Below are 23,752 nucleotides of genomic sequence, written 5' to 3'. Positions count from 1 at the left end.
GTCTTCCCGTCTCGACGGGGCGGGAAGCTGCAACCTTTACTTAAATCAACAATTATGAGATTCTTACTATTACTTTTAATCACTTTTTCAAGTGTCTTGCCGCAAAAAACTTTTGCGCAGGAAACCGAAAAAGAAGAAACGATCGCCACGTTAAACGCGAAAAAAGAAGAAGTGGTGCAAAAAGAAAAAGAAGCGCTTAAAATTGAAGTGCTTGCCATTAACAAACGTTTTGAAAACGGAGAATTAACCGAAGAAGAAGCGACCATTTTAAAGAAAGAAGCTGCAAAAAAGCACGCTAGGAATATCGAAGATAAACTCGCTATTTTAGAAAGTAAAATTGATTTGCTGGAGCGCAACGAGACTGATCTGGATGATGATTCTATTTTTGGAATTTTTATAGGGAAAGATAAAGTGACCTTAGGTTCTGGAGATAAAGAAGAGGTGGTTTATGACCGTCGCACAACCTCAGATATCGTATTGGGGATTGGGTTTAATAATGCGATCATTGACGGGCAATCGCTTAACGATTCACCCTATAAAATAGGAGGTAGCCGTTTCTTTGAACTTGGTCTTGCATGGAAAACGCGTGTTTTTGACAATACCAATTTTCTGAGATTAAAGTATGGGTTCAGTTTTCAGTTCAATGGTTTGAAAATAGACGATAATCAATATTTAGTAGAACAAGGTGATCAGACCGTTTTAGAAACTTTTCCGCTAGATCTGGATAAGTCAAAATTCAGAATGGATCATCTGGTGTTTCCTGTGCATTTTGAGATTGGTCCTTCCACTAAAAAAGTACACGATGATTACTTTAGATATTCTACACACAACCAATTTAAGCTTGGTTTGGGAGGTTATGCAGGATTCAATTTGCTCACGATTCAGAAATTAAAATATGAAGAAAACGGAGAGGATCGCAAGGATAAATTCAAGCAGAATTTTAATACAAATAATTTTATCTATGGCCTAAGCGGTTACATCGCGTTTGGAGATACAGCGCTCTATGTGAAATACGATTTGAATACAATCTTTAAAAATAATCCGGTTGAACAACGCAATTTTTCAGTAGGTCTGCGTTTTGATATGGATTAGATACAAGCAGCCTTAGTTAAGTAAATAGAATACCTGCGCGATTAAACCCGTACAGGTATTTTTTATTAGTAAATTTGCGACCACCTTTTTTTAATTTTAACCGAAGAAATTTTCATTTTTTTGATTTCAAAAACCACCATAGATGCCGTATTTGAGACCGCTCGCGTTGAGGAGGTAATCGGTGATTTTGTTCAGCTGAAAAAATCAGGATCAAATTTTAAAGGCTTGAGTCCGTTCTCAGATGAGCGCACCCCAAGTTTTATGGTTTCTCCGGTAAAACAAATCTGGAAGGATTTCTCAAGTGGAAAAGGAGGTAATGCGGTTGCTTTTTTGATGGAGCACGAGCATTTTACGTATCCCGAAGCGATCAAGTATCTCGCAAAAAAGTACAATATTGAGGTTGAAGAAACCGAGCAAACCGATGAGCAAAAGGAGCAGGCTAATGAGCGGGAGAGTATGTATGTGGTTTCAGAGTTTGCACGGGATTATTTTCACAAAACCTTACTGCATTCTGAACAGGGTAAGGCGATAGGTTTATCGTATTTTAAAGAACGTGGATTTACCGAAGAAACGATCGAGAAGTTTCAATTGGGGTATTCTCCTGATGTTTGGGACGCGTTAACCTCAGAAGCTATTCGCAAAGGCTACAAGCTAGAGTTTTTAGAAAAAACCGGGCTGACCATCGTCAAAGAAGAGAAGCAGTTTGACCGTTTTAAAAGTCGGGTAATGTTTCCTATTCATTCATTGAGCGGTCGTGTTTTGGGTTTTGGAGGCCGAATTCTTACTAATGAGAAAAAGGCGGCAAAGTATCTAAATAGTCCGGAGAGCGAGATCTACCACAAATCAAAAGTGCTTTATGGTATTTATTACGCCAAGCAGGCGATCGCTAAAGAAGATAATTGCTACTTGGTTGAAGGATATACCGATGTGATCCAGCTGCATCAATTGGGGATTGAAAATGTGGTTTCTTCTTCAGGTACTGCTTTGACTCCAGAGCAAATACGCTTGATCAATAGATTGACACCTAATATCACGGTACTTTTTGATGGAGATGCGGCGGGGCAGCGGGCTTCCTTACGCGGAATCGATTTGATTTTGGAGCAAGGAATGAACGTAAAGGTGTGCAGCTTTCCGGAAGGTGAAGACCCCGATAGTTTTTCAAAATCTCATACGCTTACTGAGGTTGAAGATTTTTTAAAGGAAAATGCTAAAGATTTTATTCAGTATAAAGCTTCGTTGCTTGTAAAAGAAGCTCAGGGGGATCCCATCAAAAAAGCGGGTCTGGTACGCGATATGGTAGAAAGTATCGCTAAAATCCCTGATGTGATCAAGCGCGAAATTTATGTGCAAGAGTGCGCACGTATTATGGATATTAAAGAAGATGTGCTTTTTAATACCCTTGCGCAAATTAGAAATAAAGGGAAAAAAGAGGCTATACAAACCACCGAAAAACGTCCTGCCGAAGGAGAGATGATTCCGCTTAAAAATAAAGAAAAGGTAAAGTTTGAGCGGCAATACGAGTTGGAACAAAACATCATAAAGTTGCTTATTACGTTTGCTAATGAACCGGTGCAATTCGTAGATCTTGTATATGATGAGGATAAAGACGGAAAACTTATTGAGCGAGAAGAAAAGCGAGAATTGATCATCTACGAAAAGATCTATTTAGACTTGCAAGAAGACGAGGTAGAGTTCGCTAATGATGATTTTAAGGCGATATACCCGTTACTCATTGAGCATTTAACCAGAGAAGAAGGCGATATCAAGTTAGATCAATTGGGCGAAGTGTTGCCGGCTTCTCAAATGGAGAAAATTTCATCTATAGCTTTTGAACCTGAAAAGCATACGCTGCACGCTTGGGATCGTCACGAGATCTATGTAAAAACCTTAAAGGAAAATTCAGGATTAGAAACGGTGCAAACCCTACTCAATCTGCGTCATTTTCTTATTCAGCGTAAAATGGCAGAATTTGGTGAACAGCTAAAAACAGGGGAACTTCCAGAAAATGCGCAGGAATTCCTTGAGGACTATAAAGATTATAAAACGCTAGAAGTACTTATTGCCAAAAAGCGAAATCTGGTGATTATGCCTTTTATGCGTTAGAGGTCTGAAGTCTGTAAGAGTCGCGCCTGCTGAATGAGTTCTGCTAAGCTTCCGGCGTCTAACTTTTTAAGCAAACGCGTTTTATAGGTGCTTACCGTTTTTTCGTTGATATCCAGAGATTCAGCGATGTCTTTGTTACGTTTTCCAGAAGAAAGCATATTTAAAACTTCGGTCTCACGGGTAGAAAGCTTTTTGTAGCGATATGCCAGTGTACTGTTGTGAGAAGGATCAGTATTAGAAAGCATTTCCACTAAATTATTGTTGAGGTAAATACCACCACGCGCTACTTGAATTACCGCTTTTAAAACAGTTGCAGTATCAGCAGTTTTGCCAATGTAACCCATTGCGCCGGCTTTAATGGCGCTGAGCGCGTACATACCTTCGGGGTGTGTGCTGTACACCATAATTTTAATTCCGGGGAAAAGCTTACGCAGTTCTTTGATCGCTGTAAGGCCTTGAAGGTTGGGCATGTCAATTTCCATGATTACCAGATCAGGCACCTCTTCTTCTAGTGATGCGATTAGTTCTTTTCCGTCAGAAACCACATCGATGATCTCGTGAATGGTATTCTTAAGAATATGGGTTAATCCATCAACGATTATAGGGTGATGATCTGCAATTGTGATAGTAATCATAGTGAGTTTTATACGCTTTGAGACGAAAATAAAACCAATAATTGTAACTGCAAATGCTTTTCGCTGTAAGAATTAATTTACAGGATGAACTTCAAAATTATTTCAAATCTTCAGGGATCGTACAAACGGGAATGGGCTCCATCTTATGTTTATTGGCATTATTAAAGCCTTTATAAATAGAAAACACCTGCTTTTGTCTACCTTCAAAATCTTCGCTTGATTTACCTTGCTCATCCTGGAGCATCGCCCACTCGAGTTCGTCATAAGTAGCGCCAATTTGATCTTCATCGCTACGGTCGTCTCCCCACAAGCCATCGGTAGGTTTAGCGACTTGAATGCTTTCAGGAACTCCAAGTTCTTTGGCTAGCGCATAAACTTCACTTTTCATCAGGTCTGCAATCGGACTCAAATCAACACCGCCATCACCATATTTTGTATAAAAACCAACGCCAAAATCTTCAACTTTATTACCTGTTCCGGCAACCAGATAGCCGTGTAATCCCGCAAAATAATACAAGGTACTCATGCGTAAACGAGCACGCGTGTTAGCCAAACTTAACTCAAGACCGGGGTTTGTGTCTGTTTCGGCAGCTGGTAATGCAGTTTTAAAAGTTTCAAAAGTTTCGGTGAGATCTACTCGCACATCAGATACATTGGCAAAGCGTTTTTTAAGTTGAGCAATATGTTCCTGCGCTCGCGTAACATGACTTGGAGGTTGGTGAATGGGCATTTCTACACAAAGCACACGTAATCCTGTTTTAGCGCAAAGGCTTGAGGTAGTAGCGCTATCAATTCCGCCACTAATACCTACAACAAAACCTTGAATATTTGCGTTGGTTGCATAGGTTTTTAGCCAGTTAACAATATGATCTATTACTTTTTCGGTTTGCATAAGAAACAGGATTTATGGTTTGTAAATGCTACCTTTGCGCAGCAATTTATGATGGGGAATTTACTAAAAATTGAAATGTTTCAGCAGGTGCGCATCCCGTTAAGTATGGGTTTTAGGTTTTTTTTAGGGCTTACCGTGTTTTTGATGGTGGGTTGTAAGAAAGATGTAAAAATCCCTGAAGAAATTTCACAGATTCCTATCGCTTTAGAAGTAGATCGATTTGATCAGAAGTTTGCCAAAGTTGATGCTTCAGAACTCCCAGAATTGATCGCTGCATATCCTTATCTTTTTCCTGAGCAGTATGATGAGCAGTTTTGGCACGATAAGATACAGGACACCATTCAGCTTGAATTGAATAGCGAAGTAGCTCAATCTTTTCCTGATTTTACTGCGGAAACTCAGGAGCTTGACAATTTATTTAAGCATATAAAATATTATTATCCCAAAACGCCGCTGCCCAAAGTGGTTACCATTACGTCTGATGTCGCATACCGAACTCCTGTGATTTTAACGGATAGTCTTTTGATCATAGGGTTAGATAATTACTTAGGTGAAGACCATCATTTTTATAAGGGTATTCAGCGTTTTTACACGCAGAATTTCCGCAAGGAGCAGATAGATGTTGATGTTGCTGATGCTTTTGTAAGAGCCTTAGTGCGCAAGCAGGGAAGCCGTCGTTTTATAGATGAAATGATTTATCACGGCAAACGACTTTATATGATGGAGCAGCTTTTGACCTTAGAAGCCAAGAATGAGATCATAGGCTATACGCCTGAGCAGCTGGATTGGGCCGAAGCTAATGAGGTAGATATTTGGACGTATTTTGTTGAAAATGAATTGTTATTTGATACAGATAGTAAGCTATTAAGCCGTTTTATCAACCCTGCGCCATTTTCAAAATTCTATTTAGAATTTGATAACGAAAGTCCGCCAAGGTTGGGTCGCTATATCGGTTGGCAAATGGTGAAAGCGTATATGCAGCGCAATACCATACCTTTGCAAATGCTGCCCGGTAAAAGCAGTGACGAGATTTTTAAACAAGCAAATTATAAACCCCGCAAATAATAACAGTTGATGAAAACTGAAATCAAACTAAGTGTAGAATTAGATGAGAATAGAGTGCCGGAGAAAATCTCTTGGAATGCCCCAGATGGCGGTGTCTCGCACGAGCCGGCAAAGGCTTTGATGCTTTCGCTTTGGGATCACAAAAAGCAGGAAGCTGCGCGTATAGATTTATGGACCAAAGATATGCCGGTTGATGAGATGAAGGTGTTTTTTCATCAGACTTTAGTGAGTATGGCTAATACCTTTAAGCGTGCTACAGACGATGATAAAATGTCTGCTACGATGATGGATTTCTGTGATTATTTTGCAGAAAAGCTAGAATTGAAAAAGTAATTTAATAGTTCCGGAAGGTGATCACACTTCTCTTTGTTTACAACGCACGTTCCGGAACCTTAAATGCACTTTTAGATGGTCTTCATAAGATTGTGAGTCCGTCTACGTATTTCTGTACGTTGTGTACGCTTACGCATGGCGCATTTCAAGAACGTGAAATATGGAAGGCATTTAGGCAGTCTATAGCTTTAAACATGGAATTTTACCATCGTGATGAATTTCTTCAAAACTATGCGGCTGAAAGGAATGACCAATGGGAGTTTCCGGTAATTCTGACTAAAACCGAAACAGGTCTAAACGTTTTTCTGTCTAAAGAAGAATTAGAAATATTAAATACCGAAGCGGCGCTTATACAAGCAATAAAAACAAAGCTTAAGACTCTTTAAGCTGTTCGTTTATCGCATTTATATAGTCGAGAATCTCATCTTTTCCCGTGCTGTTTGTAGCGCTGCTAATAAAATAATTAGGCATTTCGGCCCAAGCACCTGCGAGTAATTCCTGTTTGTAATGTTCAATATTGCGTTCTAAAGCTTTTGGCTTCAGTTTATCTGCCTTTGTGAAGATTATAGAAAACGGAATCTGTTTTTCGCCAAGATATTGCATAAACTCTCGGTCAATAGGTTGTGGTTCATGGCGACAATCTATAAGTACAAATGCTGAAACCAACTGCTCACGCTCCTCAAAATATTGCGTGATGAATTTCTGAAACTCTTTCTTTACTTTTTTTGAAACGCGGGCATAACCGTAACCCGGTAAATCGACGAGATACCAAGATTGATTGATTACAAAATGATTGATCAATTGTGTCTTTCCAGGTCTTCCGGAAGTTTTAGCTAGATTTTTACGATCGGTAAGCATATTGATCAAGCTTGACTTCCCAACATTTGATCGTCCTATAAATGCATATTCAGGCATCTTATTTTTAGGGCACTTCGCCACATTAGAATTACTTACAAGAAATTCAGCAGATTTTATATGCATAAGAAGAGTGTATTAGAAATTGCGCTCTTTTAACCACCGTGAAAGAATCTCATTAAATTCTTTTGGGTGCTCCATCATTGCAGCGTGACCGCATTTGTCAATCCAGTATAGATCAGAATCTGGTAATAGCTTATCAAAATCTTCTGCAACCTCAGGAGGTGTGACATTGTCGTTACGGCCCCAGATGATACACGTAGATGTATTCATATGCGGGAGATCCTGAGCCATATTATGGCGTATAGCGCTTTTAGCGATCGCAAGTGTTTTTATGAGTTTGTTTCGGTCGTTTACCGTCTCATAAACTTCATCTACAATTTCTTTGGTTGCTACTGCAGGATCATAAAACACATCTTCCGCCTTTTTCTTGATGTATTCATAATCTCCGCGTTTCGGGTAGCTCTCACCCATTGCGCTCTCGTAAAGCCCCGAGCTTCCGGTGATCACCAAGGCTTTCATCACTTCCGGATAGAGCTTAGTGTGGTATAATGCGATATGACCGCCGAGTGAATTCCCTAAAAGAATAACTTCTTTAAAGCCTTTCATCGCGATAAAGTCGTTGAGGTATTTCGCAAATGTTTTAACACCTGTTTTGATAAGAGGCATAGAATATAAAGGTAATTCTGGAATTACGACTTTATAGCCGTTTTGCGAAAAGTGATCGGTTACCGCATCAAAATTGCTCAGGCCACCCATCAGTCCGTGAAGAATTACGATAGGGGTTCCTTCGCCTACTTCTAAGTAAGTAAATTTTCCCTCGGTTTTTAATTGGTGCTTCATAATTAATAGGTCGGCAAGCGGCTTTGCCACAAATATAGACATTTAGCCCAAATTGAAAATCTAAAAATACACTTGTCTTTAATGCTTGCGCCGCCTTGCGATAACAAGAGGTTTTAAGCCAGCCTACTAACCTAATGTTAAGATTTTCAGAATAATTAACAAGTGGGGTAATTTATCAACAAAGTGGTAGAATGTGGGAGAATGTGGTATAAAATTCTATATATTTGAAAATATTATACCTAAAACCTACTGTATTCTTGCTCAGTCTTATAGGAACATATGAGTGCAAAGTTGACGCTAAAGGAAGGCTCATGATGCCGTCTGCGTTGAAAAAACAGCTTGCAAAAGAGTTGCAGGAGGGCTTTGTGGTGAAGCGTTCTGTGTTTAATTCGTGTTTAGAGTTGTGGCCAATGTCTGAATGGGAGGTGATGATGAAAAAGCTCAACGGACTCAATCGCTTTGTGAAGAAAAATGTGGATTTCATTAGGAGGTTCACGGCAGGTGTAAAGTTAGTTGAAGCTGATGCTTCCGGGAGGTTGTTGATTCCTAAAGACCTGATCGCGTTTGCCTCGATCACAAAGGATATCGTATTGACTTCCGGAGGAAATATCATTGAGATCTGGGATGCTGTAGGTTATGAAGAGGCGGTGAGCAATGATGATGGAGATTTTGCTGCCTTAGCAGAAGAAGTAATGGGAGATCAAAATGACATACCTGATGGATTATCATAACCCGGTCTTATTAAAAGAAACTGTTGATGGTTTGGCGATCAAACCTGACGGAGTTTATGTAGATGTGACTTTTGGTGGAGGTGGTCATTCTCGAGAGATCCTAAAACGTCTAGGTGCTGACGGTAAATTGTTTGCTTTTGATCAGGATAAAGACGCGTTGGAGAATGCTATTGACGATCCTAGGTTTACGCTCATTAATGAGAATTTTCGCTTTGCGAAGCGTTTTTTGAGATTTTATGGAGCGGCACAAGTAGATGGAATTTTGGGTGATTTTGGAGTGTCGTCTCATCAGTTTGATGTTGCTGAGCGCGGATTCTCGACTCGTTTTGATGCAAAACTTGATATGCGTATGAATCAAGGTGATAAGCTTTCGGCGTATCACGTGGTTAATGAATATGCAGAAGAAGATTTGTCGCGAGTGTTGTTGCAGTACGGTGAATTGAGAAGTGCGCCTAAGCTGGCGAGAACTTTAGTTTCTGTTCGCAAAGATCAGCCTATAGAGACTACGGAAGATTTAAAGCAAGCGCTTCAATCGTATTTGCCTAAAGGGCGCGAGCATAAATTGTTGGCCCAGATATATCAGGCGATCCGTATTGAAGTGAATAAGGAGTTAGAGGTGTTGAAAGAATTTCTTCAGCAAACTGAAGAAATGTTGAAATCCGGAGGGCGCTTGAGTTTGATCTCGTATCACTCGCTAGAAGATAGGTTGGTAAAGCGCTATATGCGTAATGGTCTTTTTGAGGGAGAGCCTGAGAAAGACATTTTTGGGAATTTCAGCGTGCCCTTTAAAAAGGTTGGCGGTTTGATTGTTCCATCTAAAGAAGAAATAAAACAAAATAACAGAGCGCGTAGTGCAAAGCTGCGTGTTGCTGAAAAATTATAAGGGATTTGAAAGAAGGTATTTATCACATACTTAAAGGTAAGTTCCTGTTTAGTGATGATGCGGTTAAAAACTGGCGTATGATCATTTTTTTGTCGGTTTTGGCAATTGTGATGATAGGGAGTTCGCATCGTGCAGATAAAAAAGTACACTTGATCTCTCAGTTAAATGCTGAAGTAAAAGAGTTGCATAGTGAATTTGTAGATACGCGGCTTGAAGCCCGGAGGTTAAAAATGGAAACCGTGGTAACGCGGCAAGTGGCAGAGCAAGGTTTAGCGCCTTCCTTAACGCCGCCCAAAAAAATTAAAGTAACAAAAACACCTTAAGTTCAAAATGGCTACCAGCGAAAAGAACATATTGAACCGGATGTATTTAGTGGCAGGAGGTATGTTTCTCTTCGCCCTTTTTGTTGCGTTTAAACTTTGCGACATTCAGTTGGCTGAAGGTGATAAATACAAAGAGCTTGCAGAGGCTCGTACCGAGCGCATGTTTACGATTCCGGCGAATCGCGGGAATTTGTATGCCGGGGACGGTAGCTTGTTAGCTACTTCGGTGCCTAAGTATGATATTCGTTTTGATGCTTTGGCCCCAAAGCAGACTGATTTTGAAGAAAACATTCAAGGACTTTCTAAAGGACTTGCTGAGCAATTGGGGAAACCGCAGTCTTATTATATAGACCTTTTGCGCAAAGCGCGAGTGAATAAAAACCGCTACTTGCTACTGGCGCGTAATCTGGGGTATTCAAAATATCTCGCGATTAAAAAATTGCCGCTATTTAATAAAGGTCCTTATAAAGGAGGGATTATCACCGAACAGCGTACCGTGCGTGAGCATCCACTAGATAAAATTGCCGAGCGTACCATAGGTTACGACCGTCTTACGGAATACGGTCGTTATAGTGAGGCAGGGTTAGAAGGAGCTTTTGGTCCTTATTTAAGAGGTAAAGAAGGAAGACGTTTAAAACAGCGCATTGCAAAAGGACAGTGGAAGCCTATTGGCGATGATAATATTGTAGAGCCTCAAGATGGCTATGATGTGATCTCGACTATCGATGTGAATATTCAGGATATTGCTCATCATGCATTGTTGGCTTCGCTGGAAAAGTTTGAAGCAGACCACGGTTGTGTGGTGGTGATGGAAACGAAAACTGGTGAGATCAAAGCGATCTCAAATCTAGGTCGTGCCGAAGATGGTGATGGGTATTATGAAGATCGAAATTACGCCGTTTACGAGTCGGCTGAACCGGGTTCTACTTTTAAGCTGATGGCCATGGTTGCTGCACTTGAAGACCGGGTGATCGATACGAGTGATGTGGTAGATACCGAAAATGGCCGGGTACGTTTTTACAACAGAACGGTATATGATTCGCATTGGGGTGGGTATGGGAAAATCTCTGCTGCGCGTGCATTCGAACTTTCTTCAAACACGGCTTTTGCTAAAATTATCAATGAAGGTTACAAAGATGATCCTAAGCGTTTCTTGAAGCGTCTTTACAATATGGGACTTAACGATAAGTTAGGGCTTGAGATAAAAGGAGAGGGAAGTCCTAAGTTTCCGTATCCCGGTGATGCTAATTGGTACGGGACGACTTTACCTTGGATGGCTTTTGGTTATGGAGTTTCGCTTACACCGTTGCAAACCTTGACGTTTTATAATGCCATAGCAAATGATGGCGAGATGGTTAAGCCACGTTTCATTAAAGAAGTTAAAAAATGGGATGCTTCCATAGAAAAATTTGAAAAAGAAGTGATCAACCCTGCGATCTGCTCGAAGTCTACAATTGATAAAGCACAGGCGATGATGAAGAATGTGGTAGAGCGCGGCACCGGAAAGGATATTTATTCTAAAAATTTCTCAATGGCCGGTAAAACAGGAACCTGCCAAACAGAATACTGGAAAGAAGAAGGAAAATACATCGCCTCTTTTGCTGGTTATTTTCCGGCTGAGAATCCTGAATATTCGTGCATAGTGGTTATTCATAAACCGAATAAAAAAATAGGCTATTACGGTGGTGTTGTTGCTGCGCCGGTGTTTAGAAAGATTGCTCAGAAAGTTTATAGCGATACACCACTGGTAGATGAGGTAAAACTGGCTGATGCAAATACTTCTTCCGTAGAAAAAGATTTTGAGAACTATTATCAGCAAGCCCAGAAGGCAGCTGAGACAATTCCTAATGTAAGGGGGATGAGTGGGATGGACGCTGTTTCCTTGTTGGAGAATTTAGGCTTACAGGTAGAGTTTTCAGGAAGTGGGAAAGTGAAAAGCCAGTCACTTAAAGCCGGACAAAAATTAAGTAAAAATCAAAAAATCATTTTACAACTGTCGTGATTCTTTTAAAAGACATATTGTATAAAGTGACGTTGGAGTCGGTTACCGGAAATCCAAATGTGCCTGTGAACGCGATTCATTTTGATTCGCGTAAAGTGGGGCTTAATGATGTTTTTGTGGCGATCAGCGGGACGCAAAGTGATGGTCATGATTTTATAAAAAAGGCTGAAGAACAAGGTGCGATAGCAATCATCTGCGAGCGCATGCCTGAAGATTTTGTCAACGGCATTACGTATGTGCAAACTTCAGATACGGCACAGGCTTTGGCGGTGATGGCATCTAATTATTATGAGAATCCATCTGAAAATTTAAAGTTGGTGGGCATCACCGGTACCAACGGTAAAACCACCATTGCGACTTTATTGCATCAGTTGTTTACTAAAGCTGGTTTTAAAGCCGGATTGCTTTCAACCGTAAAAGTTTTGGTAGGAGATGAGGAGTTTCCGGCAACGCATACTACGCCAGATTCGCTTACGATCAATAAGTACTTGGCGATGATGAATGATGCCGGTGTAGAATATTGCTTTATGGAAGTGAGTTCGCACGGAATTCATCAAAAACGCACCGAAGGATTGCACTTTGAAGGTGGAATTTTCACCAATCTTAGTCACGATCATTTGGATTACCACAAGACGTTTGCAGAGTATCGGGATGTGAAGAAATCGTTCTTTGATCATCTGCCTAAAACGGCATTCGCCTTATCGAATATAGACGATAAGAATGGGCAGGTGATGTTGCAAAATACCCAGGCTAAAAAAGTGACCTATGCGCTAAAATCTTTTGCAGATTATCGCGCGCAGATTTTAGAAAACCAATTCACCGGACTGTTGTTAAAAGTGAATGATCAGGAAGTTTGGGTGAAGTTGATAGGCTCGTTTAATGCTTACAATGTATTGGCGATTTATGCTGCTGCAGAATTGCTAGGCTTAAGTCAGCTTGAAGCGCTTCAGTATTTATCAGAATTGACCAGTGTGAGCGGCCGATTTCAGTATATGATTTCAGCTAAAAAGATCACGGCAATTGTTGATTATGCACATACACCAGACGCACTAAAAAATGTGCTGGAAACCATCAATGACATCCGTACAAAAAATGAAGAGTTGATCACGGTAGTGGGCTGTGGCGGAGATCGCGATCGAACAAAAAGGCCAAAAATGGGAAAAATCGCTGCTGCACTAAGCACAAAAGTGATTTTTACGAGCGATAACCCGCGTAGTGAAGATCCTGATGCGATTATTGATGAGATTGAAAAAGGCGTGGAGCCTGTAGATTATAAGAAGACTGTAGCGATCACTTCGCGTAAGCAAGCGATCAAAGCAGCCTGCCAGATGGCAGAAGAAAATGATATCATTTTAATCGCCGGAAAAGGGCATGAAACCTACCAAGAGGTAAAGGGAGAGCGTACCGATTTTGATGATTTTAAAATTGTAAAAGAACTATTAACCGAGCTGAATAAATAAGCAAAAGCCAAAGGCGAAAAAGAATTTTAAATGCTGTATTACCTTTTTGAATATTTAGAGCGTGCATACAACTTCCCCGGGGCAAGTTTATTTGGCTTTATCACGTTTCGCGCGGCAATAGCGATCATCATGTCGCTGGCGATTTCTACCATTTGGGGGAAGCGCATCATCTTGTATTTGCAGAAAAAGCAATTGGGTGAATCTATACGAGATCTAGGTTTAGAAGGTCAGGTAGAGAAAGCAGGAACCCCAACAATGGGTGGGTTAATTATCATTTTGGCGACATTGATCCCGGTGTTTTTGTTGGCTAAGCTTGAAAATATTTATGTCATCCTTCTTATTGTGACCACATTGTGGATGGGTGCTATAGGTTTTATGGACGATTTCTTGAAAATCAGAAAAAAGAACAAAGAAGGACTTCAAGGCAAGTTTAAAATATTTGGTCAGGTTGGTTTAGGAATTATTGTGGGTGCAACCATTTTCTTCCATCCGGGTGTGACTGTAAAAGATGAGATCGCAAATAAACCGGCGCAACAAGAAGAATTGGTTGACAGTTCTACGACCGAATTTTCTTCGGAAGAAAAGGCCTTAACGACCACCATTCCTTTTGTGAAAAATAATGAGATCGATTATAGCATACTAGTGAGTTGGTTGGGCGAAGACTATGTAAAATATGCTTGGTTGCTATTTATTCCTATTGTCATATTTATTGTCACTGCAGTGTCTAATGGGGCCAACCTTACGGATGGAATAGACGGCTTGGCTGCCGGCTCTTCAGCGATCATCGTGCTCACTTTGGGGATTTTTGCGTGGGTGTCTGGTAACATCATCTTTAGTGATTATCTCGATGTGATGTATATCCCGCGTTCGGGAGAGATGGTAATTTTTATTACTGCATTTGTGGGAGCTCTAGTAGGATTTTTATGGTACAACACGTATCCCGCCCAAATTTTTATGGGAGATACGGGGAGTTTAACCATAGGCGGAATCATCGCCGTGATCGCCATTGCTATTCGTAAAGAATTACTCATTCCATTACTCTGCGGGATTTTCTTTATGGAAACCCTTTCGGTAATGCTGCAGGTGAGTTGGTTTAAATACACCAAGAAAAAAACAGGTGAAGGACGTCGCATTTTTTTAATGTCGCCGCTGCATCACCATTACCAGAAAAAGGGGCTTCACGAGAGTAAGATCGTGACGCGCTTCTGGATTATAGGCATTTTACTCGCAATCATCACCATTGTCACTTTAAAAGTAAGATAGATGAAGCGGCTAGTGATCTTGGGTGGTGGTGAAAGCGGAATTGGCACAGCTATTTTGGGTAAAAAAGAAGGTTTTGAAGTTTTTGTCTCAGACTTTGGGAAGATAAAACCAAAATACCTTGACGTTCTTAAAAACAATGAAATTGAATGGGAAGACGGTGGTCACACCGAAGCAAAAATTCTCAATGCAGACCTCGTGATGAAGAGTCCGGGAATTCCTGATAAAGCACCGCTTATAAAAAAGTTGGTTGAAGCAGGTATTTCTGTGATCTCAGAAATTGAGTTTGCAGCACGCTATACTAAGGCAACCTTGGTCGGCATTACCGGGAGCAATGGTAAAACCACCACCACTATGCTTATGGCGCACCTGCTTAAGCAAACCGGATTGAAAAGTGTGGCTGCGGGAAATATTGGTGACAGTTTTGCAAAATGGGTGGCGCTTGATGATCAGGATTTTTATGCTTTAGAAATTAGCAGTTTCCAGCTGGATGGTATTGAAGATTTTGCGCCTCATATCGCGATTTTGACCAACATCACACCAGACCATTTGGATCGCTACGAGTATAAGTTTGAAAATTATATCAAGTCTAAATTCCGCATAGCGGAAAACCAGACCGAAAAGGATTATTTGATTTATGATGCAGACGATCCCGTGATTACTGATTGGTTGGCAAAGCATCCCGTACGATCGCAGTGCATACCTTTTTCAATTTCAAAACAACTAAAAAAAGGAGCGTATTACGCTCAAGAAGAAATAAACATTTTAATTGACGATACAACAATGACTATGTCAACAAAAAACTTAACTATTAAAGGGGCGCATAACACTAAGAATGCGATGGCTGCGGCAACTGCTGCACGTTTATTAAGCATTCGCAAGGCGACCATTAGAGAATCTTTAGAGGGTTTTCAAGGGGTTGAACATCGCTTAGAGCAGGTGCTTAAGATCAATCACGTGTCTTACATCAACGATTCAAAAGCGACTAATGTGAACGCTACGTTTTATGCCTTAGATAGTATGAGTGCTCCAACGGTTTGGATTGTAGGCGGAGTGGATAAAGGAAATGATTATAAAGACCTTTTTCCATTAGTGAATGAAAAAGTAAAAGCGATCATTTGCCTTGGTGTTGATAATGCAAAGTTGATGCAGACCTTCTCAGGAATGGTAGAGAACATCATTGAAACTCAGTCGATCACCGAAGCAGTGAAGATCGCTTACAAATTGAGCGATAAAGGAGATAATGTATTGTTGTCTCCGGCGTGTGCAAGTTTCGATTTGTTTGAGAATTATGAAGATCGCGGGCGTCAATTTAAAGAAGCTGTGCGTAATCTATAAAATAGAAAGTAACATTGAGTAGAACCAAAAACATATTTTCAACCTTAAAAGGAGATCGGGCGATCTGGGCAATCACTGCCTTTTTAGCATTGTTTTCCTTTTTGCCGGTATTTAGTGCGAGCAGTAACCTTGCCTATTTATATGGTAATGGGGAAACATTGCCGTTTTTGGTTCGTCACTTTATGCATTTGGTTCTAGGTTTTGCGATCATTTATGGGGTGCACAAAGTGCCTGCGCATTACTTTAAGGGATTGTCAATTATAGGAATTCCTATTGTGATCATCCTTTTGTTGATCACGATGGCACAAGGGACGACCATTGATGGTGCCAACGCCAGTAGATGGATAAAAGTGCCGTTTGTGGGGATTACGTTTCAAACCTCGACGCTAGCTTCGGTGGTGTTGATGATCTATATCGCGCGTTATCTATCAAAAATTAAGGACGAGCAAATCACGTTTAAAGAAAGCATCTTACCGCTTTGGGTACCGGTGGCTTTGGTTTTAGGATTGATCCTTCCGGCGAACTTTTCAACCACAGCGATCATTTTTGCGATGGTGTTGACATTGGTATTTATGGGCGGCTACCCGTTTAAATATTTAGCCATAATCGTTGCGACCGGTTTGCTGGCACTTACAATGTTTGTTTTGGCGGCTAAAGCATTTCCGGGAGTGTTTCCCAATCGTGTGGATACGTGGATGAGCCGTATAGACAGTTTTGCTGATGATGAAGATAGCGAAGGTGATTACCAGATAGAAAAAGCAAAAATTGCGATCGCGACCGGCGGTCTGACCGGTTTAGGGCCGGGGAAAAGTGTTCAGAAAAACTTTTTGCCTCAATCCTCATCAGATTTTATTTATGCGATCATCGTAGAAGAATTTGGTCTGGTAGGAGGTTTGATGTTGTTGTTAATGTATTTGCTACTGCTATTTAGAATTTTAGTAGTAGCACATAAAGCCGATACGGTTTTCGGGAAGCTCGCCGTAATGGGAGTGGGTTTGCCTATCGTATTTCAGGCATTGATCAATATGGCGGTTGCGGTAGAATTATTTCCGGTGACCGGCCAGACCTTGCCACTGGTGAGTAGTGGTGGAACCTCGATCTGGATGACGTGTTTGGCAATTGGTATCATTTTAAGCGTAAGTGCTAAGCGTGATGAAGTGCGTGCTAAAGAAGAAGATGAGATGAATCCGCTTGATGTACTGAGCGAAGCGATGTAAACGAAAATAAAGATTTGAAGAATTATAAATTCATACTATCAGGAGGCGGAACCGGGGGGCACATTTACCCCGCGATTGCGATTGCCGATGCTTTAAAAGCAAAGTATCCGCAGGCGGAATTCCTTTTTGTGGGATCTCAAGATCGTATGGAAATGGAAAAAGTGCCTAAAGCAGGTTACGAGATCAAAGGACTGTGGATCGCGGGGCTTCAACGAAAGTTGACTTGGTCCAATTTGATGTTTCCGTTTAAGCTGATCAGTAGTTTATTCAAGTCGGCAGGAATTATTAGAAGATTTAAGCCAGACGTGGTTATCGGTACCGGTGGTTTTGCGAGTGGTCCTTTGTTGGAAATGGCCACGCGTTACAACGTGCCGGCATTGATTCAGGAACAGAATAGTTATGCAGGCATAACCAATAAGCTTCTGGCTAAAAAAGTGCAGAAAATTTGTGTAGCGTATGATGAAATGCAGCGCTTTTTTCCGCAAGATAAGATTGTAAAAACAGGCAACCCTGTACGTCAGGATTTGCTAGCGATTGATAGTTTGCGAGAGCAAGGGATAGCAAAATTCAACCTAAAAAAGACTAAAAAAACCTTATTGGTTTTAGGTGGAAGTCTGGGAGCTCGAGCCATTAATAAAATGCTGGATAGAGAATTGCAGTTCATCTTAGATCAAGAGGTGCAAATCATCTGGCAAAGTGGGCAATTGTACTATGAAGAATATAAAAAGCATAATGCCGTTGAGGAGGTACAGGTGTTGCCATACATAGACACGATGAATCTGGCTTATGCTGCAGCTGATATCATTATCAGCAGAGCTGGGGCAGGATCTGTGTCTGAATTGATGTTGGTCGGGAAACCGGTGATTTTTATACCGTCTCCCAATGTGGCAGAGGATCATCAGACCAAAAATGCAGAGGCGATCGTATCAAAAAACGCAGCGATTCTGTTGAAAGAAAAAGAAGCAGAACAACAGTTTAAGCCTGTTTTTAAAACGCTAGTTCACGATGAAGCCAAACAACAGCTTTTGGGTGAAAATATTAAAAAGATCGCATTGCCACAGGCAACAGAACATATTGTAAACGAAGTAGAAAAATTATTAAAGCAGTAGGTGAAAACGCTTGATCACATATCGCATATTTATTTCATCGGCATCGGCGGAATTGGGATGAGCGCGCTTGCGCGATATTTTCACGCTGCCGGGAAAGAAGTGGCGGGGTATGATAAAACACCTTCGCAGATTACAAGATCTCTTGAGAAGCTTGGAATCGATATAAGTTATCAAGATGCTGCGGATGCGATTCCTGCTGAATTTAAAGTTTTAGACAAAACGCTGGTGGTTTATACACCCGCGGTTCCTAAAGCGCATAAAGCCTATCAGTTTTATTTAACTGAAGGTTTTCAGATTAAAAAGCGGGCTGAAGTCTTGGGTTGGTTAACTCAGGAGAAATTCTGCTTAGCAGTCGCCGGAACCCACGGAAAAACCACAACCAGTGCAATGCTTGGTCATTTGCTGGCATTTTGCGAGCTGCCGGTGACTGCATTTTTAGGCGGAATTGCAGAAAATTATCAGAGTAACTTGATTCAGCAAGGTGAGGAAATTGTCGTGGTAGAGGCTGATGAGTTTGATCGCTCGTTTATGCAACTGTTTCCAAATATCGCGGCAATCACTTCGATGGATGCAGATCATCTGGATATTTATGGTGATGCCGAAGCTTTGCAAAAAAGCTTCAGAGATTTTGCAGCTCAAGTAAAAGAAGACGGTGTCCTGTTTGTAAAAAACGGACTACCGCTCGACGGAATTACCGTAGGTGTCGAAGACCATTCAGCCTATGCTGCTTTAAATGTAAAAATAGAAAACGGAGCCTACCATTTTGATTTAAAACATCCTGATGGGCTCATAGAAGATTTAGTGCTTAACCTGCCCGGTAGACATAATTTGTCTAATGCAACAACCGCTTTGGCGATGGCTTTACATTACGGCTGCCCTGCCGATAAGCTCGCCAAAGCTCTGTTTGCATTCAAAGGGGTTAACCGCAGGTTTACGTATCGTATTAAAAAGGAAAATGAGGTGCTCATTGATGATTATGCGCATCATCCTGCCGAAATAAACGCAGTGCATAGTGCTGTGCGCGAGATGTATCCAAACAAACGAGTTTTGGCAGTTTTTCAGCCGCATTTGTTCAGTCGTACTCGTGATTTTATGGAAGAGTTTGCAGCAAGTTTAGCACAGTTTGATGAGTTGCTGCTTTTAGATATTTATCCGGCTCGCGAGGAACCTATAGAGGGAGTTACTTCTGAAAAGTTATTGGAGTTAATTCCGCTTACGCGAAAAGAAGTGATCTCAAAAGCACAGCTTGAAGAGAAGTTGCAAGCGTCAAAAGCAACGATAAAAGTAATGATGGGGGCAGGAGATATAGGAGAAGAAATTTTAAAACTGACTAAAACATTAGCGGTATGAAAATCAATTGGTTTTACATAAGAATGCTGGTTTTGGTGGTCCTTACTCTGGGCTTGGTTGCCTTTACGCATAAGCGCAATGCCAACCGAAAAGTAAAAGAGGTTCAAATCAATTTTGAAGCCGGTGCAAACCTCTTTGTAACAGCAGAATCGGTTGATAAATTGTTGATACAAAACGGGAAACCCATTGAGGGGCAGTACAAAGAAATTTTAGATTTGAAAGACCTCGAAGATAAACTCGATGCGCACGCAATGATCGCAGATGCAGATGTTTATATGACGTTAGATGGTGTAGTGGGAGCGACTGTTAAGCAAAGAAAACCTCTAGCTCGAGTTCAGACTCAGACCCCGTTTTATATTGATGAAGAAGGCAAGACGATGCCGCTATCATCTAACTATTCGGCACGTGTGCCCTTAGTGACAGGTGTTTCACAAGAGCAGGTAAAAGAAGTTTATCCGCTTTTAAAGTATTTACAAGAAGATAAAGTTCTGGCAACTCAGGTTGTTGGGATTTCAAGATTTAAAAATGGCGATTATAGTCTCACGTTAAGAGTGCTTGATTATGATGTCGTAATAGGCAAAATAGAGCAGTTGTCTAGTAAATTTTCTAACTACAAGGCATTTTATCAAAAGGCGATAAAAGATAATAGTCTTGAAGTTTATAAAAATGTTGATCTGCGCTTTAAAGGGCAGGTCGTAGGGACAAAAAAGTAAGTTATGGAGCATAAGGACATAGCAGTAGGGCTAGATATTGGTACCACAAAGATCGTGGCAATGATAGGTAGGTATAACGAATATCATAAGCTAGAGATCTTGGGTATTGGTAAGTCTAAGAGTTTAGGCGTACATCGCGGGGTAGTGAATAATATCACGCAGACCATACAGTCTATTCAGCAAGCTGTGCAGGAAGCAGAAAGTGTTTCCGGGATGAAAATAGAAGATGTAGTTGTGGGTATTGCCGGGCAGCATATACGCAGTTTGCAACATAGCGATTATATCACTCGTGCCGATGCAGATCAGGTAATAGGGCCTAAAGACATCGATATGCTTTGCAACCAGGTGCATAAACTGGTTATGCTTCCGGGAGAAGAAATTATTCACGTGCTTCCACAGGAATATAAAGTAGATGGTCAAGCCGAAATCACACAACCCATTGGAATGTATGGTGGAAGGTTAGAAGCCAATTTCCACGTGGTCGTAGGGCAGGTGAGTAGCATACGCAACATTGGTCGTTGTGTAAAAAGTGCAGGTCTCAATCTAGATAAAATTACGTTAGAGCCATTAGCTTCAGCAAATGCGGTACTGAGTCAGGAAGAGAAAGAAGCAGGAGTCGCACTTATTGATATAGGTGGTGGTACAACAGATCTCGCCATTTTTAAAGACGGAATCATTCGGCATACTGCAGTAATCCCATTTGGAGGTAATGTGATCACCGAAGATATCAAAGAAGGTTGTAGCATTATAGAAAAGCAGGCAGAGCTTCTTAAAATAAAGTTTGGTTCAGCATGGCCGGGAGAGAATAAAGATAATGAGATCGTGTCCATCCCGGGATTACGCGGTAGAGAACCAAAAGAAATTACACTTAAAAACCTCTCTAAGATCATTCACGCACGTGTGGTAGAGATCGTTGAGCAGGTGTATCTCGAGATCAAAAATTACGGTCACGAGGAACAAAAGAAAAAGCTTATTGCGGGGATTGTGCTTACCGGTGGTGGTTCACAACTGAAACACTTAAAACAACTGGTAGAGTACATTACGGGGATGGATACACGTATAGGCTATCCTAACGAGCATCTGGCAGGTGATAGCGATTCAGAAACTACGAGTCCGTTGTATGCAACAGCCGTAGGTTTGGTGATGAATAGTTTAGAGCATCAACGCAACATTCAGGATGACGAGCCGCAGGATACTGCAGTGGTAGAAGAAGAACCTGTAATAGAACCGCTTCTGGAAGATGATCCTGCTGAACAAGAAGAAGAAAAGCCGGCAGCGGCAAAGAAACCACGCAAAAGCATTTTTGATACGTGGGCAGAGAAGTTTAAGGACTTCTTAGACAATGCAGAATAAAATAAAAAACGATAAGCGAATACGTTTATAAAGCCAATAGAAAAAGAGAAAACAAAAGAAACAACCGGTAAAACGATATATTATGAGCAACACAGATTTTGAAAACATTTCGTTTGATTTACCAAAAAATCAGAGCAACGTCATCAAAGTGATAGGCGTAGGAGGTGGTGGTAGTAATGCCATTAACCATATGTTTAGTCAGGGGATTAAAGGAGTAGACTTTGTAGTCTGCAATACAGATGCACAAGCTTTAGAGAACAGTCCGGTGCCTATTAAAATTCAGTTGGGTGTGAGCCTTACCGAAGGTTTAGGTGCGGGAGCCAATCCAGAAGTTGGTGAGAAAGCAGCTATCGAGAGCTCTGAAGATGTAAAACAAATGTTAGGAACAAATACCAAAATGGTGTTTATCACTGCCGGAATGGGTGGTGGTACCGGGACCGGAGCAGCTCCTGTGATTGCAAAAATGTCAAAAGAGATGGATGTACTTACCGTGGGTATTGTGACCATTCCGTTTCAGTTTGAAGGTAAAATGCGTAATGAACAAGCGCAGTTAGGGGTTGAAAAATTACGCTCGCATGTTGATTCGCTTATTGTGATCAACAACAATAAATTACGTGAGGTATATGGTAACCTTGGTTTCAAAGCCGGATTCAGCAAAGCAGACGAAGTTCTTGCTACTGCTTCAAGAGGTATTGCCGAAGTGATCACGCATCACTACACGCAAAACATTGACCTTCGTGATGCAAAAACCGTATTGAGTAATAGCGGAACCGCTATTATGGGTAGTGCTAATGCCAGTGGTGCGAGTCGTGCTCAGGACGCCATCAGAAAAGCATTAGACTCACCATTGTTGAACGACAATAAAATTACCGGTGCCAAGAACGTACTGTTGCTTATCGTTTCAGGAACCGAAGAGATCACTATTGATGAGATCGGTGAGATCAACGATCACATTCAAGATGAGGCTGGTCATAGCGCAAATATCATTATGGGTGTTGGAGAAGAAGAAAGCCTTGGTGATGCGATTTCGGTAACAATTATCGCAACGGGGTTTAATGTAGAACAGCAAAATGATATCGTTAATACCGAAACGAAGAAGATCATTCACACCCTAGAAGATGAGCAGCGTGCGCAACACGATCTTACACCTAAAAATACCGGAGGGACGTTAAATTTTGATACACCTGCGCCAAAGAAGGAAGCGCCGGCTCCTGAGAAAAAGCCTATCGTGCATACGCTTGATGATACGGATGATCCAATGGATCTGATGGTGAATAAGCCTAAGAAGGAAACACCAAAGCCTAAAATGGATTTGATCCCGACGACAGAGTTGATCAGAAACCTTCAGGTGGTGTATGAAGAAGTTTTAGATCATTCTGAACCTGAGATCACTTTTGAAGACGAGGAGGAAGAGCTAGAATTTAAAATCGTAAGTGTTGAAGAACCTACGTACAAACCTCAGGCAGATTTGTTTAATCAAGAGGAAGAAGAGCAGTTTACGCTTTCTTTTGACTTGCCATTAAATGAAAAAGCTTCTCCGGCACAAGAAGAATTTATTGCAGAAGATGAGGAGGAAGAAGTGGTGTATAATTTAGATGATGACATCAACGATATAGAGGTGAACAACCCTGTGGAAATCGTTTCGGTAACCGAAGTGAATGAAAACGGAGAAAAGCGTTACAGCCTTGATGATTATATGGAGATGGAAGATCATTTAAACAGTGCACAACCTACTCAGCAAAAACGAGCAGAACCTCAAAAGAAACAAGAGGAAGAGATCGCTTTTGAGCGCAAAACTGTTGCGCCTGTTGAGAAAGAAGAGGTAAAGGAAGAAGATGGTGATCCTATGAATGCGCCCATCTCTCAATTGCTTACCGAGCGCGCTGCAGAACGCAGACGTATGATGAAGGAGTTTAATTATAAATTCCATAATAATCAGTCGCGCATTGATGAGATTGAGAAGCAACCGGCTTATAAAAGAATGGGAGTAAATCTAGATTCAAATCCGAGTGCTAAAAGTTCTATTTCACGTACTTCTTTAAGCACCGATGAGAATGATGAGATGCAATTACGCAGAAACAATTCATTCTTACACGATAATGTCGATTAGTTAGTAAAAACCGATGTAGGAGCGG

At 41.1% G+C, this 23,752-nt stretch carries 22 protein-coding genes; 18 read left to right on the top strand and 4 right to left on the bottom strand.

The annotated features are described in order from the left end of the window. Positions 1 to 54: 54 nt before the first annotated feature. Positions 55 to 1,092 carry a hypothetical protein gene (locus LDL79_RS04785; protein WP_225599365.1) on the top strand — a complete coding sequence of 346 codons (1,038 nt, stop codon included), beginning with the start codon at positions 55 to 57 and terminating at the stop codon, positions 1,090 to 1,092. A 120-nt stretch (positions 1,093 to 1,212) separates the two neighbouring features. Then, the gene (dnaG, locus tag LDL79_RS04780; protein WP_225599364.1) at positions 1,213 to 3,195 is read left to right on the top strand and encodes a DNA primase; all 1,983 of its coding nucleotides are present in this window, start codon (positions 1,213 to 1,215) and stop codon (positions 3,193 to 3,195) included. Here the strand turns inward: dnaG and LDL79_RS04775 are convergent. Continuing rightward, positions 3,192 to 3,830, bottom strand: a complete 639-nt coding sequence (locus tag LDL79_RS04775) for a response regulator (protein ID WP_225599363.1) — start codon at positions 3,828 to 3,830, stop codon at positions 3,192 to 3,194. The two genes, dnaG and LDL79_RS04775, sit on opposite strands and share 4 nt — an antisense overlap. Before the next feature lie 97 nt (positions 3,831 to 3,927). Next, complete coding sequence (gene nadE / locus LDL79_RS04770) at positions 3,928 to 4,722, bottom strand: NAD(+) synthase (protein ID WP_072983285.1); 795 nt, start codon at positions 4,720 to 4,722, stop codon at positions 3,928 to 3,930. On the opposite strand from nadE, the gene gldB reads away from it, so the two are divergent. The 3 genes from gldB to LDL79_RS04755 are packed head-to-tail and all read left to right on the top strand — an operon-like array spanning position 4,696 to position 6,506. Then, positions 4,696 to 5,787, top strand: coding sequence for a gliding motility lipoprotein GldB (gldB, locus tag LDL79_RS04765; RefSeq protein ID WP_225599362.1), 1,092 nt, complete (start codon positions 4,696 to 4,698; stop codon positions 5,785 to 5,787). The two genes, nadE and gldB, sit on opposite strands and share 27 nt — an antisense overlap. A gap of 9 nt (positions 5,788 to 5,796) precedes the next feature. After that, positions 5,797 to 6,120, top strand: coding sequence for a gliding motility protein GldC (gldC, locus tag LDL79_RS04760; RefSeq protein WP_072983855.1), 324 nt, complete (start codon positions 5,797 to 5,799; stop codon positions 6,118 to 6,120). Between the two features lie 17 nt (positions 6,121 to 6,137). Next, a complete protein-coding gene (locus LDL79_RS04755) occupies positions 6,138 to 6,506 on the top strand; it encodes a GTPase (protein WP_225599361.1) in 369 nt (122 codons plus the stop codon). Here the strand turns inward: LDL79_RS04755 and yihA are convergent. Both yihA and LDL79_RS04745 read right to left on the bottom strand, forming a co-directional pair. Then, positions 6,493 to 7,101, bottom strand: coding sequence for a ribosome biogenesis GTP-binding protein YihA/YsxC (gene yihA, locus LDL79_RS04750; RefSeq protein WP_225599360.1), 609 nt, complete (start codon positions 7,099 to 7,101; stop codon positions 6,493 to 6,495). The two genes, LDL79_RS04755 and yihA, sit on opposite strands and share 14 nt — an antisense overlap. Before the next feature lie 12 nt (positions 7,102 to 7,113). Continuing rightward, a complete protein-coding gene (locus LDL79_RS04745; protein WP_072983859.1) occupies positions 7,114 to 7,878 on the bottom strand; it encodes an alpha/beta fold hydrolase in 765 nt (254 codons plus the stop codon). Between the two features lie 257 nt (positions 7,879 to 8,135). On the opposite strand from LDL79_RS04745, the gene mraZ reads away from it, so the two are divergent. From mraZ to ftsZ, 13 genes are all read left to right on the top strand, one after another. Beyond that, complete coding sequence (gene mraZ / locus LDL79_RS04740; protein WP_072983290.1) at positions 8,136 to 8,609, top strand: division/cell wall cluster transcriptional repressor MraZ; 474 nt, start codon at positions 8,136 to 8,138, stop codon at positions 8,607 to 8,609. Then, positions 8,596 to 9,492, top strand: coding sequence for a 16S rRNA (cytosine(1402)-N(4))-methyltransferase RsmH (gene rsmH, locus LDL79_RS04735; protein ID WP_225599359.1), 897 nt, complete (start codon positions 8,596 to 8,598; stop codon positions 9,490 to 9,492). Before mraZ ends, rsmH begins: the two co-directional genes overlap by 14 nt. A gap of 5 nt (positions 9,493 to 9,497) precedes the next feature. Beyond that, positions 9,498 to 9,815, top strand: coding sequence for an FtsL-like putative cell division protein (locus LDL79_RS04730; protein WP_072983294.1), 318 nt, complete (start codon positions 9,498 to 9,500; stop codon positions 9,813 to 9,815). A gap of 7 nt (positions 9,816 to 9,822) precedes the next feature. After that, a complete protein-coding gene (locus LDL79_RS04725; protein ID WP_225599358.1) occupies positions 9,823 to 11,817 on the top strand; it encodes a penicillin-binding protein in 1,995 nt (664 codons plus the stop codon). Next, a complete protein-coding gene (locus LDL79_RS04720; protein WP_225599357.1) occupies positions 11,814 to 13,277 on the top strand; it encodes a UDP-N-acetylmuramoyl-L-alanyl-D-glutamate--2,6-diaminopimelate ligase in 1,464 nt (487 codons plus the stop codon). Before LDL79_RS04725 ends, LDL79_RS04720 begins: the two co-directional genes overlap by 4 nt. Before the next feature lie 30 nt (positions 13,278 to 13,307). Continuing rightward, positions 13,308 to 14,540: a phospho-N-acetylmuramoyl-pentapeptide-transferase gene (gene mraY, locus LDL79_RS04715; protein WP_072983299.1), complete on the top strand. Its 1,233-nt coding sequence runs from the start codon at positions 13,308 to 13,310 to the stop codon at positions 14,538 to 14,540. Next, positions 14,541 to 15,875: a UDP-N-acetylmuramoyl-L-alanine--D-glutamate ligase gene (gene murD, locus LDL79_RS04710; protein ID WP_225599356.1), complete on the top strand. Its 1,335-nt coding sequence runs from the start codon at positions 14,541 to 14,543 to the stop codon at positions 15,873 to 15,875. A 14-nt stretch (positions 15,876 to 15,889) separates the two neighbouring features. Further along, entirely contained in the window at positions 15,890 to 17,092 is a 1,203-nt protein-coding gene (locus LDL79_RS04705; protein WP_072983302.1) for an FtsW/RodA/SpoVE family cell cycle protein, read from the top strand. 14 nt (positions 17,093 to 17,106) lie between these two features. Then, the gene (gene murG, locus LDL79_RS04700) at positions 17,107 to 18,201 is read left to right on the top strand and encodes an undecaprenyldiphospho-muramoylpentapeptide beta-N-acetylglucosaminyltransferase (RefSeq protein WP_225599355.1); all 1,095 of its coding nucleotides are present in this window, start codon (positions 17,107 to 17,109) and stop codon (positions 18,199 to 18,201) included. Then, the gene (gene murC / locus LDL79_RS04695; RefSeq protein WP_225599354.1) at positions 18,202 to 19,551 is read left to right on the top strand and encodes a UDP-N-acetylmuramate--L-alanine ligase; all 1,350 of its coding nucleotides are present in this window, start codon (positions 18,202 to 18,204) and stop codon (positions 19,549 to 19,551) included. After that, on the top strand, positions 19,548 to 20,264 hold the full coding sequence (locus tag LDL79_RS04690; protein WP_225599353.1) for a cell division protein FtsQ/DivIB: 717 nt from the start codon (positions 19,548 to 19,550) through the stop codon (positions 20,262 to 20,264). The genes murC and LDL79_RS04690 overlap by 4 nt, the downstream gene beginning before the upstream one ends. Before the next feature lie 3 nt (positions 20,265 to 20,267). Beyond that, the gene (gene ftsA, locus LDL79_RS04685) at positions 20,268 to 21,617 is read left to right on the top strand and encodes a cell division protein FtsA (RefSeq protein WP_072983309.1); all 1,350 of its coding nucleotides are present in this window, start codon (positions 20,268 to 20,270) and stop codon (positions 21,615 to 21,617) included. A gap of 82 nt (positions 21,618 to 21,699) precedes the next feature. After that, positions 21,700 to 23,727 carry a cell division protein FtsZ gene (gene ftsZ, locus LDL79_RS04680; protein WP_225599352.1) on the top strand — a complete coding sequence of 676 codons (2,028 nt, stop codon included), beginning with the start codon at positions 21,700 to 21,702 and terminating at the stop codon, positions 23,725 to 23,727. The last annotated feature ends 25 nt before the right edge of the window (positions 23,728 to 23,752 follow it).

This window comes from Leeuwenhoekiella palythoae, from assembly GCF_020310025.1.
In the GTDB taxonomy this organism is placed as follows: domain Bacteria; phylum Bacteroidota; class Bacteroidia; order Flavobacteriales; family Flavobacteriaceae; genus Leeuwenhoekiella; species Leeuwenhoekiella palythoae.
Note: the sequence above shows the minus strand (reverse complement) of the source record. Positions and strands in the feature narration are given on the sequence as shown.

Excerpts from the sequence above, each read along its gene's own strand:
- LDL79_RS04785 (WP_225599365.1), top strand. The coding sequence starts at position 55 with ATGAGATTCTTACTATTACTTTTAATCACTTTTTCAAGTGTCTTGCCG.
- LDL79_RS04775 (WP_225599363.1), bottom strand. The coding sequence starts at position 3,830 with ATGATTACTATCACAATTGCAGATCATCACCCTATAATCGTTGATGGA.
- gldB (WP_225599362.1), top strand. The coding sequence starts at position 4,696 with ATGATCTATTACTTTTTCGGTTTGCATAAGAAACAGGATTTATGGTTT.
- nadE (WP_072983285.1), bottom strand. The coding sequence starts at position 4,722 with ATGCAAACCGAAAAAGTAATAGATCATATTGTTAACTGGCTAAAAACC.
- gldC (WP_072983855.1), top strand. The coding sequence starts at position 5,797 with ATGAAAACTGAAATCAAACTAAGTGTAGAATTAGATGAGAATAGAGTG.
- yihA (WP_225599360.1), bottom strand. The coding sequence starts at position 7,101 with ATGCATATAAAATCTGCTGAATTTCTTGTAAGTAATTCTAATGTGGCG.
- LDL79_RS04745 (WP_072983859.1), bottom strand. The coding sequence starts at position 7,878 with ATGAAGCACCAATTAAAAACCGAGGGAAAATTTACTTACTTAGAAGTA.
- rsmH (WP_225599359.1), top strand. The coding sequence starts at position 8,596 with ATGGATTATCATAACCCGGTCTTATTAAAAGAAACTGTTGATGGTTTG.
- LDL79_RS04725 (WP_225599358.1), top strand. The coding sequence starts at position 9,823 with ATGGCTACCAGCGAAAAGAACATATTGAACCGGATGTATTTAGTGGCA.
- mraY (WP_072983299.1), top strand. The coding sequence starts at position 13,308 with ATGCTGTATTACCTTTTTGAATATTTAGAGCGTGCATACAACTTCCCC.
- murD (WP_225599356.1), top strand. The coding sequence starts at position 14,541 with ATGAAGCGGCTAGTGATCTTGGGTGGTGGTGAAAGCGGAATTGGCACA.
- LDL79_RS04690 (WP_225599353.1), top strand. The coding sequence starts at position 19,548 with ATGAAAATCAATTGGTTTTACATAAGAATGCTGGTTTTGGTGGTCCTT.
- ftsA (WP_072983309.1), top strand. The coding sequence starts at position 20,268 with ATGGAGCATAAGGACATAGCAGTAGGGCTAGATATTGGTACCACAAAG.
- ftsZ (WP_225599352.1), top strand. The coding sequence starts at position 21,700 with ATGAGCAACACAGATTTTGAAAACATTTCGTTTGATTTACCAAAAAAT.